General features: G+C 32.9%; 12 protein-coding genes. 3 read left to right on the top strand and 9 right to left on the bottom strand.

Annotated features, from left to right (window positions below):
- Window positions 1-50: 50 nt before the first annotated feature.
- Together D7D81_RS03670 and D7D81_RS03665 are read right to left on the bottom strand one after the other, a co-directional pair.
- Window positions 51-1,076 (bottom strand): alcohol dehydrogenase catalytic domain-containing protein, encoded by a 1,026-nt coding sequence (locus tag D7D81_RS03670; protein ID WP_125987415.1) that lies wholly within the window; start codon window positions 1,074-1,076, stop codon window positions 51-53.
- 608 nt (window positions 1,077-1,684) lie between these two features.
- A complete protein-coding gene (locus D7D81_RS03665; protein ID WP_125987413.1) occupies window positions 1,685-2,458 on the bottom strand; it encodes an IclR family transcriptional regulator in 774 nt (257 codons plus the stop codon).
- Between the two features lie 309 nt (window positions 2,459-2,767).
- On the opposite strand from D7D81_RS03665, the gene D7D81_RS03660 reads away from it, so the two are divergent.
- The 3 genes from D7D81_RS03660 (at window position 2,768) to D7D81_RS03650 (ending at window position 6,352) form a co-directional block, all read left to right on the top strand.
- Complete coding sequence (locus tag D7D81_RS03660) at window positions 2,768-4,006, top strand: glycosyltransferase family 2 protein (protein WP_125987411.1); 1,239 nt, start codon at window positions 2,768-2,770, stop codon at window positions 4,004-4,006.
- A 116-nt stretch (window positions 4,007-4,122) separates the two neighbouring features.
- The gene (locus tag D7D81_RS03655) at window positions 4,123-4,845 is read left to right on the top strand and encodes a response regulator transcription factor (protein WP_125987409.1); all 723 of its coding nucleotides are present in this window, start codon (window positions 4,123-4,125) and stop codon (window positions 4,843-4,845) included.
- Window positions 4,838-6,352, top strand: a complete 1,515-nt coding sequence (locus D7D81_RS03650) for a sensor histidine kinase (RefSeq protein ID WP_125987407.1) — start codon at window positions 4,838-4,840, stop codon at window positions 6,350-6,352. Before D7D81_RS03655 ends, D7D81_RS03650 begins: the two co-directional genes overlap by 8 nt.
- A 128-nt stretch (window positions 6,353-6,480) precedes the next feature.
- Here the strand turns inward: D7D81_RS03650 and rpiB are convergent, their stop codons facing one another.
- The 7 genes from rpiB to D7D81_RS03615 form a co-directional block, all read right to left on the bottom strand.
- Window positions 6,481-6,921 carry a ribose 5-phosphate isomerase B gene (rpiB, locus tag D7D81_RS03645; protein WP_125987405.1) on the bottom strand — a complete coding sequence of 147 codons (441 nt, stop codon included), beginning with the start codon at window positions 6,919-6,921 and terminating at the stop codon, window positions 6,481-6,483.
- A 34-nt stretch (window positions 6,922-6,955) separates the two neighbouring features.
- On the bottom strand, window positions 6,956-7,840 hold the full coding sequence (alsK, locus tag D7D81_RS03640; protein ID WP_125987403.1) for an allose kinase: 885 nt from the start codon (window positions 7,838-7,840) through the stop codon (window positions 6,956-6,958).
- 49 nt (window positions 7,841-7,889) lie between these two features.
- Window positions 7,890-8,558: a D-allulose 6-phosphate 3-epimerase gene (alsE, locus tag D7D81_RS03635; RefSeq protein WP_125987401.1), complete on the bottom strand. Its 669-nt coding sequence runs from the start codon at window positions 8,556-8,558 to the stop codon at window positions 7,890-7,892.
- A 213-nt stretch (window positions 8,559-8,771) separates the two neighbouring features.
- On the bottom strand, window positions 8,772-9,722 hold the full coding sequence (gene alsC, locus D7D81_RS03630; protein WP_125987399.1) for a D-allose ABC transporter permease: 951 nt from the start codon (window positions 9,720-9,722) through the stop codon (window positions 8,772-8,774).
- 2 nt (window positions 9,723-9,724) lie between these two features.
- Window positions 9,725-11,263, bottom strand: a complete 1,539-nt coding sequence (locus tag D7D81_RS03625; protein WP_125987397.1) for a sugar ABC transporter ATP-binding protein — start codon at window positions 11,261-11,263, stop codon at window positions 9,725-9,727.
- A 65-nt stretch (window positions 11,264-11,328) separates the two neighbouring features.
- The gene (gene alsB / locus D7D81_RS03620; RefSeq protein WP_125987395.1) at window positions 11,329-12,264 is read right to left on the bottom strand and encodes a D-allose transporter substrate-binding protein; all 936 of its coding nucleotides are present in this window, start codon (window positions 12,262-12,264) and stop codon (window positions 11,329-11,331) included.
- A 242-nt stretch (window positions 12,265-12,506) separates the two neighbouring features.
- A complete protein-coding gene (locus D7D81_RS03615) occupies window positions 12,507-13,499 on the bottom strand; it encodes a LacI family DNA-binding transcriptional regulator (protein ID WP_125987393.1) in 993 nt (330 codons plus the stop codon).
- Window positions 13,500-13,743 lie beyond the last annotated feature (244 nt).

Below are 13,743 nucleotides of genomic sequence, written 5' to 3'. Positions count from 1 at the left end.
GTTTATTTAAAATAAAATTAATACGTGTTAACATTTAGGCATCTTTTTATTTAATCAAATAAAATAACCATTTTTTTTATTTTAGGATCTGGATGATCCATATTATAAAATACTTTATCAATTTGATTAAACTTAATAAAGTCAGTTACAATACCATCTAAATTATATTTTTTTTCCGCAAAATCTTTAATTACAGGTTCAAACTGATAGACCGACATTCTAGAACCGATTAAATCCAGTTCTCTTACATCAATCATAGCCTGTGAAATAGCTTCTGGTTCTGTACAAAAACCTAAACTCACAATTCTACCTGCATTTCTAACCAATCCCTTTTCAAATAAACTTGTTAATGAACCTTGAAAACAAGCAGCATCAAATGCAATAGTAACCCCCTTCCCCTTAGTTATCTCTTGTACTTTTTCTATTATATTTTCATTTTGGCTATCAATAATATAATCTGCCCCATAACCTTTAGCCCTCTCTAAGGACTCTTGATTTATATCACAGGATATAACTGTAGCTCCTTTGGCCTTACAGGTCTGCATAATGATTGTACCAATTGTACCTGCCCCCAAAATAAATACAATATCATCTGATACTACTCTTCCTCGAGTAGTAGTATGAGCTCCAATAGCATAAGGCTCTATTAATGCTGCATCCTTAAAGGGTATATTCTTTGGAATAATATATACGTCATCTTCAGGTGCAGTTAAATATTCTCTAAAACCGCCATCTGTTCCACTACCACGAACCAGTACATTCTCGCAGATGTTTTCTCTGCCAATTTTACATTGATAGCATTCACCACATGTTATTATTAAATCAATAGCTACATGATCTCCTTCTTTTACCCTAGTGACTTTAGAACCAACTTTTTCTACAACACCAACATTTTCATGCCCTGGTATTAAAGGGTATGTAGAGTTTGGATTTGTTCCATGATAAATATGATAGTCTGAACCACATACACCTGCTGCCTTCATCCTAATTAGAACATCATAATCACTATTTAATTCAGGTATTTCACTCTCAATAATTTTATATTCTTTAGGCCTTGTAACTACTACAGATTTCATATTTCCCTCCTTAAATTATATTTCATGCTGGTTTTATAAGTTTTAAAAAAGTTTAAAATATTACTTTGTTTTTAAAGCTTCAACAAACTTGTCATACAAGTTTGTTGATAATCTGGTTGTGATTAGTCTTTAATAATATTATTTATAAGTATAGTAATTAAATATAAACCATTCAATTACTATATTATACAGATAATCCCTTTCTTCTTGGGGAGCACACATAATACATCATACATGTAAAAAACAATAACTTGTATTATGAGTTGTACATATTATACCACTACCTAAATTCATTTGTCAATATTTTTTTGTTTTTTTAATTGCATAAACAATCTGACAAGCTAAATTCTTTTATTGCTTTTTCTTTAGAATTGAAAAAATTAAGGCTTCAGCCAACTCCTAATCTACATCGTAAACGTTTCTTAAAACCAGCTTAAACCTATAAACAGTTTAAAGAAAAACCAAAATAAAAAAAGCAACCCCATTCTAAAACATGGCGCCGCCTTTAAAGAAAAACTCTACTTAATCACAACTTTATGTTAATTAATCTATAAATATTCAATTTTAGATACAACATTTGGCAATGTTTTCGCGATCCTCTTGTCGTGTTACTTATATTTGTAACCAAAAGCTGCCGAAATCTGTCTGCTGTATTCATGAACAACTTCTGCTAGTTCATCAATTCTTTCATGAGTCATTCTATTAATAGGGGCTGAAATACTGAAGGCAGCTATTACATCCCTGTTAAAATTAAAAATAGGACCACCGATACACCTGATTCCCATCCTCTGTTCTTCGTCATCAATAGCATATCCCTGGTCAAAGACCTCTTTAATATGTTTTCTAAATTCAATCTCATCAGTAATAGTCTTATCAGTATATTTCTTTAAGCCATTCTCAATGACCTGATCTGTTAGTTTTGGTTTAGAATAAGCCAGAATCACCTTGCCCAAACTGGTACAATGAGCACATACACGTCTGCCTATTCTCGAATACATCCTTATGGTTTCAGAGGTCTCTTCTTTATCAATATAGACTACTTCTGTATCATCCATAATACCAAGGTGTACAGTTTCTCTGGTCTCTTCACGCAGCCTCTTTAAATATGGTTTTATCTGTTCTCGTAAATCCAGACTGTTTAAGACCAGCCCACCTATTTCAAATAGTTTTAATCCCACTTTATACTGATTATAATCATCCTGTTCGACATATCCCCTGTAGCCGAGGGTTGCCAGCAAACGATAGACTGTACTCTTATGCAGACCGAGACTATCACTTAATTCAGTTACTCCCATGCTTTTATTAGACTCTACCAGTTTTTCTATCACATCTAAGGCCCTATCAAGTGACTGCACTAATTGCTGAGGTTTTTTATTTTTCATAATAATTCCCTTCCTATATATAGCTACTATGTTTTTTATTATAAAACATTATGCTATATATTTCAAGTAGCCCCACCAGGGATTAACCCAGCCAGAAAACGCGTTCCGATAGATTCGTTTCTGTATCTGTATAAAGACTAATTATAAAGTCAAAGATACATAGGACATTATTTTATTAATTGCAAAGAAACATCGGTATCACTTTTTTTACTAAAAAATATTATATCTGATATTTACAGAATGTTTACAGATAATTTATTGTTACTTTGCTTTATTTTGATAATTTATTAGTATAAGGAGTTGAAGAAAATGAAGCTATTAAATTATGTAATTGATATTTTCCTAATAGGGTATTCACTTTATTTCCTTGCTTTTGTCCTCTTTGGTCTATTCACCAGGAAATATAATGATTTTAAAAAACCAGAAAAGAAATTTGCTGTAATTGTTCCTGCTCATAATGAAGAAAAGGTTATTTCAAAATTAATTAATAACTTATACAAGCTAGATTATCCCAAGAAACTATATGATATCTTTGTCATAGCAGACAATTGCCAGGACAAAACTGCTGAAATTGCCCGCAAATACCATGCTAATGTCCTGGAAAGAACAAATAAGCTGCAAAAAAGTAAGGGTTATGCCCTTAAGTTTGCTCTACAAAAACTCGGTTTTACAACAGGCAATAGTGAATATGATGCAGCAGCAATTTTTGATGCTGACAATCTAGTTCAGAGAAACTTTTTACACGTTATGAATAATAGATTACTGAAAGACGAGAAAATTATTCAAGCCTATGTTGATGCTAAAAACCCAGCTGATAACTGGGTAACAGCTACCTTTGCTATGATGTTCTGGATTAATGATAGGTTTAATCTCTTATCCCGCTATAACATCGGTCTGTCAGCTGTCTTAATGGGAACAGGTATGTGCATTTCTGCTGATACCCTGGAAAAAACCGGTTGGGATACAAGCACCTTAACCGAAGACCTGGAATATTCAGTTCAGGCCCTATTTAAAGGTATTAAAACCAGTTTTGCCAGGGAAACAAAGATTTTTGATGAAAAACCCCTATCTTTTCGTGCCAGCTGCCGTCAAAGATTACGCTGGGGACGCGGACAATTGTCTGTTGCTTTTAAATATGTCCCTGGTTTATTATACCAGGGGTTCAAAAGGAAAAACCTGGCAATGTTAGATAGCGGATTCCGTCTTTTTCAACAGCCCTTTATCATGTTTTATGCAGTAATGACATTACTAAGGTTGAGTTTTCCCGGGATATTTTACAGTCCCTTCTTTAATATAGTACTGAAAAATATAAAACCTATGGCTGTAGTAATGCCGGTTATGCCTTATTTATTACCAACATCGGTTTTTCTACTAGATAAACTTTCTTTCAAATCTTTTAAATATATTATATTCTTCCCACTCTTTATGTATAGCTGGGTAATCATCCTCTACTGGGCTTTACTAACCTTAAATGAAAAACACTGGCTGCCTACCACCCATTCTCGGAGTTTAAGCAGGGAGGATTTATTAAAGGATACTGGAATTTAGCATCAAAACGTCTTATATAAATAAATTACTTTTGCAATAAACTCACTATGATAGTATAATCTGTTATATAAAGAAGTTTTATTGTAAGATAATTAGATTTTACGAAGGGGGTTCCTATGGATCTTCATGGAAAAAATATACTGGTGATTGAAGATGACCAGCATATTTTTAGTCTGATTAAAATGATGTTAAAACCCTATAATGTTAATCTTGTTTTTAAAGCAGATGGGGAATCAGGTCTAAAGGAAGCCCTCTCTCAGGATTATGATTTAATCTTACTTGATATCATGCTTCCGCGTAAAGACGGCTGGGAAATTTGCCGTGAAATTAAAAACTCAGGGAAAGAGACAGCAATTATTATGCTCACTGCCAAAGCCGAAGAGACTGATAAAGTCCTCGGACTAGAGATAGGTGCTGATGACTATGTTACTAAACCATTTAGCCCCCGCTTGTTAATTGCCCGGATTAAAGCTGTCCTCCGCCGATTTGAAAATACCAGGAACAACTCTAATGAAAAATTGGACTATAGTGAAATAGCCTTAAAAATAAATCCCAGCAACTATAGTGTTGAAGTTCAAGGAGAGATTGTCAACTTAACCCCCAAAGAATTTGAATTACTCTCCTTTCTAGCCCAAAATGAGGAGCAGGTCTTTAAAAGGGAACAACTACTTGATTATATCTGGGGTTTTGAAAATTATTCAGAAACCAGAACCATTGATGAACATGTCAAACGAATAAGGCAGAAATTGGCCGGAGCTGGTCTAGAAACAATACCCTTACAAACTGTCTGGGGTGTCGGTTACAAATTTAGTACCAGGGAGCAAAAAAAAGATGATTAAAAATCTGAAAAGCAGGAGTTTTTTTAGTAGATTAATGTTATCACACTTGATTATTATTTTTATCTCACTTACCGTAATCGGCATCATATTTGGTTACCTGATTCAGAACTACTATTTTGGATTAAAGGAATGGGAGGCCACCAATAATAGCCGTAGGATAGCAGAACTGGTAAGTGAGAATATTTCAGGGGGTAATATACGTTCAAATAAAATAAATGAAGATAGTGAAAAGATTAAAACTATTGCCCGTTCTTCCAACATGGATATCGGACTTATGAATGCCCGAGGTGAAATGATTCTTAACGCCCCAACTATTAAAGAGTTTAACCTAACACTGGAAAAAACTGAAATTGACCATGTCCTTGAAGGCAATACTATTACAAAAAAGATTATGGGACCAAAATACAAAAACCTCTTAATGGTAATCCCCTTAGTTGAAGCAGATAATAATGATATTGTTACCATAGGACCACAAATAAAAGAGAAAAAAGTAAATTTAGTAGGAGCTGTAATTATTCAGACACCCCTGGGTAGTACTGCTGCCACCATTAATAATATCATACGACTAGTTCTATATTCATTCCTGGTTGCCATTATAGCAGCTGTTTTTTTAAGTATTTCTTTTACCAAACGTGTAACTAAACCACTGGAAGATGTTCAATCTTCTGCTTTGAAAAGCGCTGAAGGCAAATTCCAGGAAGTAGCTATTCCAGAGAATAGTAGTATTGAGATAGAACACCTGGTCAACACCTTTAATTATGCAGTATTTCAAATAAATGAAACCTTCAAAAAAAAGCAGCAGCTAGAGAAAATGCGTAAAGAATTTGTTGCTGATGTCTCCCATGAATTTAGGGCCCCATTGACTTCTATCAAAGGGTTTTTAGAGATTATTAATGACCAGGAACTAACTCCAGCTGAATTAAAAGACTGCATCAATATAATGTATAAGGATACTGAATACCTTGAACACCTACTATCAGACTTACTGACTCTTGGTAAACTGGAATCAGAAAATACTAAATTAAACAAAGAGTATATCTCACCGGATATACTTGTGTCACGTGCTATTAAAACCATGAAAAACAAACTAGAAGAAAAACAAGTCAACCTAATAATGGAAACTGCTGAACAACTGCCGAAAATACATGTTGATGTGAATCGTGTTCATCAGGTCCTGATAAATTTACTGGAAAACGCCCTTACCTATTCCCCTGTAAGGGCAAATATTACTATCAAACTTGAGTCTGTAGACCCTAATGATGATTTAGACCCCGGTAAAGGAAAGGTCAAATTCTCTATTATCGATGAAGGCCCTGGTATACCAGAAAATGAAATGGATAATATCTGGCAGAGGTTTTATAAAATTGACAGGGCCCGTACCCGTGAACAAAAGAAAGGAAGCGGCCTAGGCTTAGCAATTGTCAAGGATATTATTTTAAAACACGGGGGTAATGTAGCAGTAAAAAATACCCCTGAAGCAGGGGCATCATTTATGTTTAGCCTATAAACCCCCTTTACAAAGAAATATAATTCAGTAAATTTTTTAAATTCTATTATGTAAAAAAGGAGGCTTAATTAACAACCTCCTTTAGTAATTTAATATTTATTGTCACAGCAACAAATAAACTTAAAATTTTAATTCTTATCTTCTATCTTACTAATCATCTTTATTCGTTTTTCATGTCTTCCACCTTCATACTCTGTATTCAGCCAAGCATCAATAATCATTTTTGCCCTTTCTATAGTAACAACCCTTGAACCTAAAGAAAGAATATTCGTATTGTTATGTGCACGGGAAAGTTTTGCAGTATAGACCTCACTACAAACAACCGCTCTAATTCCCTTAACTTTATTAGCTGCCAGGGATATCCCGACACCCGTGCCACAGCAGACAATACCTCTTTCACACTCGCCCTTGGTTACAGCCCTAGCCACAGCTTCTCCATATATAGGGTAATCTGTTCTATTTGTATCATCGCATCCATAATCCTTACATTCAATACCCTTACCAGCTAAATATTTTTTTATTTTATTTTTGAATTCAAAAGCAGCATGATCACTACCTATAGCTATCACTCATAATACCTCCCTACATATACTGTTATTTAAACTATTTTTGAATATAATCAAAAAAATAAACACCTGCACCTAGACATCCTCCATATTTGCCTATATTAGAATCTATAATCTCCAAATTATCAATCATTATATTAGACCGCAGACGTTGTTTTATTAACTCTTTTAAATATTTCAGTGGAAATCCTTTCATTCTAATAACCCCACCGTCTATAATTATTAATTCTGGATCAAGTAAATTTACAGAAGTAACTATTCCAATAGCAAGGTTATCCAGGAACTCTTCTACTTCAGATTTCCCTTTCATATCTATAAAGAAATTCTCGATAGTAATATTATTATTAGAAGCTATTTTTTCCAAAGCCTTTCCCGCTGCATACATTTCAAGACAACCTTTACTCCCACAATTACAAGGTTTGCTTTTGCCTTTTAGTGGTATATGTCCTAATTCACCTGCAAACCCTCTGAATCCTTTATAAAGCCTTCCATTGATAATAATACTACATCCAAAACCTGTCCCAATAAAAAAGCCAACTATATTCTGCGCAGTCCTATTTAATAGTTTTTGTTCAGCTAACATTATTAAATTTACATCTTTTTCAATTACAATAGGAATATTAAATTGATTATAAAGTGTTTCTTTTAATTTGCTATTTTCTAACTCAGTTATATTTGGACATGATATAATCTGGTCTCTATCTACTATACCTGGTACTCCAACTCCGATAGCTGCAACTTCTTTACTACTGTTTTCTATATAATCATTTATAGTATTAATAAGCCATTTTTTAAAATTTTTATTTTTATAATCAGCAATATTGGTAATAAACATATCGTGGGTTTTATAATTATTATCTACCAAGGCAAGTCTTAAATTAGTACCCCCAATATCTATTCCAAGAACTACTTTTTCGGTCATATTAACCACTCACTTTTATGTCTCGTTTTTTTATTGAATACATTTGAAATTACTTAAAACAGATATATTTTTTAGTATTTTCAATTGCTTCATCCAGATTAGCACCCAAGGAAAAAAAGCCAGAGTTACCTAATATATAAATATCTACCCCTGCAGCAATTAATTGATCGATTGTTCCTTGATTAACACTACCATCAACTTCAATCTCATAATTATAATTATTCTCTTCTCTTATGGACTTTAAGTTCTTTATTTTACTAAGCATTTGTGGGATAAACTTTTGACCTGCAAACCCCGGATCTACCGTCATTACTGTAACCCGATCAATCACATCAAAGAGATATTGTAAAGACACTTCTCTTTCTGCAGGATTAAGAACAATCCCAGCTTTTATATCATTATCTTTTACTTCATTGATAACCCTGAAGGCCTGATTTCTAATAGTATCTAAATGAAAAGAGATAGAATCTACACCCAGATTGATCAATCTCTCTATATAATCTTCAGGGTTAGTTACCATTAAGTGAACATTAATCGGTTTTGAAGCAACTTCCCGCAAACTCTTGATCATATCAAAATTTAAAGTTATATTTGGAACATAATGACCATCCATAAAATCAAAGTGATACTCATCTGTAAAATCATTTATTTTCTCTAACTGTTCACCTAATTTCTTGTAATCCCCACACATAACTGATACAGAAATCTTTTCCACCATTATTTCATCCCCTTTAATTTAAAGTAGCTAAATCAGCCAGATTTATGAGATAATTATAATTCCTACTTTTTATTTTTATTATCACACTCCATATCTGGAAAACATACAAAAGCAATCCCCTTATAGAGTAATTAGAGAATTATAATTATTTATATACTATCCAATTTCAATAAACTACATATTCTTTCATCAAGCAAAATCAAGATATTAAGATTATTTACTACTTCTTTTACTGAGAAATTTATCAAGAGAAACAGAACCAATAATCAATAAGCCCATAAAGATTTGCTGATAATAAGTCTGGACATTTAAAATATTAAGAGCATTATTAATCAAACCAATTATTAAAGCACCCATTACTACTCCAAAGATCTTGCCTTTTCCACCAAAGAAACTTGTACCACCTATAATAGCTGAAGCAATAGCAAATAGCTCATAACCGTTTCCCGCCAGCGGTTCGGCAGCTCCCATGCGAGCTGTCATAACCACACCTGCTATACCCGCACATACCCCTGAAAACATAAATACCAGTACTTTATGCATTTTAACATTAATTCCTGATAACCAGGCAGCTTCTTCATTACCACCCAGGGCATATATATTTCTACCAAGCTTTGTTTTTCTAGTGACAAAAGCAAATATAATCGCTACAATTATAGCTATTATTATTGGTACTGGTATAGATAAGATAGTTCCAGAAATTGACCTGCTAAACTCAGGTGGAATATTATAAATTGGTCTGGCATCTGAAATCATCAATGTCAGCCCTCTAAAAATTGTTAATCCTCCTAAGGTGATTATAAAGGGATGAAGACCTGTGAAAACTACTAAACTTCCATTAATAGCCCCCAATAAAGCACCTAATAAAATACCACCAATTAAAATAGCCAAATAAATATTCACTGATTTACTGAGTAAAAGTGCTGTAACCATTCCTGTTAATCCTAATACCGAACCCACTGATAGGTCAATTCCAGCAATTAATATAGCAAAAAACTCACCTACAGCAATTAGAATGGTTATAGCAGATTGTAGTAGAATTTGCACAAAATTATCTACAGTAAAAAAGTACTTTGGAGATAAAATACTCATTATTATAATTAGAAGTACAAATATCAATAATGTCCCAAATCGTTGCCAATAATAACGAAGATCTTTGTTCATAATTAACCCTCCATTTTTTTCTTTCCAATAGTAGCAGAATACATAATATTCTCTTTATTTGCTTCTTCTATATCATAATCAGCAGCAATCTTACCCTCTTTAAATACTATGATTCTATCACAAATAGATAAAAGTTCCGGTAACTCTGATGAAACTAATATGATTGACTTACCCATTTTAGCCAATTCATTAATTATATTATAGATATTTTGTTTTACCCCCACATCAATACCCCTGGTAGGCTCATCAAATATATATATATCAACACCTGCTTCTAACCATTTTCCAACAACTACCTTTTGTTGGTTGCCACCACTTAATTCTGAAACACTTTGCTCAATTGAATCACATTTTAAATTCAAATTATTTACTACGTTTTCAGCCAGTTCTCTTTCATAAGAACTTTTAGTTAGACCACCTATTCCCTTCCAGGAAGCAGTTTTTATTAAATTAGGTAATGAAACATTTTGCCAGATCGTTAAATTATCAAAAAAACCCTCTTCTGTTCTGTTTTCTGGAATGAGGCCAATACCCATTTTTAATCCATCATAGGGATTGTGAATTTTAACTTCCTTACCATCTATTATAACCTGGCCTGTTTCCTTCTTGTCTGCACCAATAATTGCTCTAACTGTTTCTGTTCTCCCAGAACCAATTAATCCGAAAAAACCTAAAACTTCTCCTTTGTATAATGAAAATGAAATACCCTTTATACTCTTATCTGCTCTTTTTAGATCTTTAACTTCCATTTTTACCTTATCTGATACATAATTAATCGTTTTTTTATTTTCTTCGGAATACTTAGTAGATAAACTTTTACCCACCATCATAGTTATTAACTGATTAGTAGTAATATCTTCAATCTTTTCTGTTCCAACATATTTCCCATCTTTTAAGACAGTTACCCTATCTCCTATTTCCATAACTTCATCCAATTTATGAGAAATATAGACTATACCAACACCCTCTTTTTTTAAAATTCGTATTATATCAAACAAGACATCAACTTCATCAAAGGTTAGAGAAGATGTGGGTTCATCCATAATAATCACATCAGCATTCAAAGATAAAGCCTTGGCGATCTCAACTAATTGTTTATGAGATATTTTAAGTGTTTCTACCATCTCAAAAGAGTCTAGTTTTAAACCTACTCTTTTTAAAACATTGCTTGTTTCACTTGCTAATTTTTTATAATCAATAGTACCTATAGAAGTTTCTGGTAATCTTCCCACAAATATATTTTCAGCAACTGATAATTCATTTATCAAACTTAATTCTTGATGAATAATACTTATACCCAGATTCTGAGCCTCTTTGGGAGTTAAATTAGAGGTTTCTTTTCCTTTAATATATAACTCTCCAGATGATAATTGATAAACACCAGATAGTATTTTCATTAAAGTAGATTTCCCTGCACCATTCTCTCCCAATAAAACATGTACTTCTCCAGGTTTTATTGAAAAATTAACATTTTCCAGAGCAATAACTCCACCAAACCTTTTAGATACATCTTTCATTCTTACAAGATAATCTTTAAGCATCAAGCCCACTCCTTCTATAATTGGGCCAGCCCATATATGGGCTGGCTATTAACTCCTAATCAATGCTATTTAACAACGATAGAGGGAACCTCTACTTCAGCAGGAATATTAAGTGCTTGAATAAGAAGCCTTAAACCAGTCACTCCTATATTATAGGGATCCTGTTTTATGGTAGAGGATAATCTTCCTTCGTCAACAGATTTAACTGCTTCAGGAATACCATCGGTTCCTACAACTATAACCTCATCCAGTTTACCCATATTCTCCAAGGCCTTTACTGCACCAAGAGCCATAGTGTCATTACAGGCATATATTGCCTTAACATCAGGGTTTCTCGTCATTATGTTCCTGGTAACATCTATTGCTTTAATTCTATCCCAATCAGCTGGTTGACTGGCAACAATTTCAAATTTAGAATTACTCCTAATTATATTTGTAAAACCCATTTTTCTGTCTTCTCCAGAAGCATTACCTGCCATACCTTCAATAACAGCTACTTTTCCACCATCTGGTAATTGTTCAATTACAAACTCAGCAGCCTGACCACCTACTTTAACATTGTTAGTTGTAACAAAGGAGTAAACAAAACCACCCCTGTTCCTTAATGGTTCTTGTGGAACACGTTCATCTAAGTTAACCACCGGAATTCCCTGGTCATTCGCTTTTACTATTGAAGGAATTAAATTTACTGGTGTTATTGGTGCAAAAGCAATTCCATCATAGTCTTTATTAAGGAGATTTTCAAAGAGTCTTAACTGTTCATTTGCATCCCCTTCCTGAGATACAGCATATATATCTACCTCAACACCTTGCTTTTCTGCCTCATCCAAAATACCTTGTTCCATGGAAACCCAAAACGGATTAGCCAGGGTTTTTAAAATAACACCAATTTTATAATCACCATTAGCCTTAACATCCTGAAGAGATGATTCCGCCATAGCCATACCAACTGTAGTGCCTACCATAAATAAAACCAACATTAAAATAATAATTTTTCTCATTTGTAATTCCTCCTCTTATTAATTGTTTGATACCTATTCCAAAGAATTGCTAAGTTCTCTTGCAGAATCACCCCCTTAATAATGCCAAGTAATAAAATCCTGCACAATTCAAACTTTTATTCATTTTCTGATATTTTATATTTAAAATTTCAAGAAGACTTAATATCGTTTTTATTAAAATAGCATATTATAGCACTTTTTTCTGAAAACGTTATTATTTAAAGCAAAAAATAAATCTTTTATCATCTAGTTGTATCCCTTTTAATTAATTCTACTGGTAGAAAATAAGACTTTGATTCTGTATTTTTGACTCCGTTTTCAATCAAATCAACCATTAGAGAAGCACTTCTTTCCCCAATCTCACTTAATCTTTGAGCAATAGTGGTTAAACCAGGGTTATAATATTGGGATGTCAAGACATTGTCAAAACCTATTACTTGAATATCTTCAGGTATTTTATAACCGAGTTTTAAAAGGGTTTTGATAGCGCCTATTGCCAGTAAATCTGTCCCCGCAAAAATGCCATCAAATTTAAGTCGATTGTGTATTTTTAATATCTTTTCTTTAACATATTCTAGTTCTACTTCCGATTCAATAATCATATCTTCATCAAACGACATATTATATTCCCTTAAAGCATCACGATATCCATCTAAACGGGCATTCATTGGTGAAACTGCTTTTCTATCCTTAAGCATTAATATTTTAGAACAGCCATTTTCAATTAAATGTTTAGTAGCTAGATAACCACCTTTTTTGTTTTCACTACTTATAAAATTAACTCTTTTTGCATTAGGTTTGCGATCTATAGCTATGATTGGCAAATCATCGGGAAATAAATGCATGTTTTGATCATAACCACTCGATATAAAGATAATACCATCAACAAATTTATCTAGGAGAGTTTTTATATATTTCCTCTCTTTATCCTCATTCTCACCAGAATTACATAATAATAAACTATAATTGTTATTATTAAGATTTTCTTCAATAGTTTTCGCCAATTTCGCAAAAAACTCATTAGTTATATCAGGAACTATTAAGCCAACGGAATTTGTCTTTTTTGTCCTCAAACCCCGGGCAATTATATTCGGGCGATATCCTAAAAGTTTCACAGCCTTCATTACTTTCTCACTGGTTTCATCAGTTACATACTTACCATTATTTAAAACTCGAGAAACCGTAGACACAGAAACACCGGCTTTTTTGGCTACATCTTTTATACTAACACCCATAATTATCCTCCAAATATTATAAAAACGTTTTTATTTAATAAGTAAAATAACACAACTTTTATAATAACGTTTTCAAGTGACTATATAATATCATTATTCTTAAAACTTGTCAAGAGTTTTTATATAAAAAACCATTAAATTGCTAAATTTAACCATGAACATGGCATCTTAGCAATTTAGAGCTGGCAATCATACCAGGCAAACCTAAAGGAACAAAAAAGCTATACCTTTTTGTTCCTTTAGC

Origin of the sequence: Halocella sp. SP3-1 (assembly GCF_003953885.1) — a bacterium.
In the GTDB taxonomy this organism is placed as follows: domain Bacteria; phylum Bacillota; class Halanaerobiia; order Halanaerobiales; family DTU029; genus Iocasia; species Iocasia fonsfrigidae.
This window is presented reverse-complemented; position numbering and strand designations above follow the sequence as displayed.

What these genes read in the sequence shown, in the direction of transcription:
- D7D81_RS03660 (WP_125987411.1), top strand. Translation starts at nt 2,768, where the DNA reads ATGAAGCTATTAAATTATGTAATTGATATTTTCCTAATAGGGTATTCA.
- D7D81_RS03615 (WP_125987393.1), bottom strand. Translation starts at nt 13,499, where the DNA reads ATGGGTGTTAGTATAAAAGATGTAGCCAAAAAAGCCGGTGTTTCTGTG.
- D7D81_RS03650 (WP_125987407.1), top strand. Translation starts at nt 4,838, where the DNA reads ATGATTAAAAATCTGAAAAGCAGGAGTTTTTTTAGTAGATTAATGTTA.
- D7D81_RS03625 (WP_125987397.1), bottom strand. Translation starts at nt 11,263, where the DNA reads ATGCTTAAAGATTATCTTGTAAGAATGAAAGATGTATCTAAAAGGTTT.
- alsK (WP_125987403.1), bottom strand. Translation starts at nt 7,840, where the DNA reads ATGACCGAAAAAGTAGTTCTTGGAATAGATATTGGGGGTACTAATTTA.
- D7D81_RS03670 (WP_125987415.1), bottom strand. Translation starts at nt 1,076, where the DNA reads ATGAAATCTGTAGTAGTTACAAGGCCTAAAGAATATAAAATTATTGAG.
- alsB (WP_125987395.1), bottom strand. Translation starts at nt 12,264, where the DNA reads ATGAGAAAAATTATTATTTTAATGTTGGTTTTATTTATGGTAGGCACT.
- alsC (WP_125987399.1), bottom strand. Translation starts at nt 9,722, where the DNA reads ATGAACAAAGATCTTCGTTATTATTGGCAACGATTTGGGACATTATTG.
- alsE (WP_125987401.1), bottom strand. Translation starts at nt 8,558, where the DNA reads ATGGTGGAAAAGATTTCTGTATCAGTTATGTGTGGGGATTACAAGAAA.
- D7D81_RS03655 (WP_125987409.1), top strand. Translation starts at nt 4,123, where the DNA reads ATGGATCTTCATGGAAAAAATATACTGGTGATTGAAGATGACCAGCAT.
- D7D81_RS03665 (WP_125987413.1), bottom strand. Translation starts at nt 2,458, where the DNA reads ATGAAAAATAAAAAACCTCAGCAATTAGTGCAGTCACTTGATAGGGCC.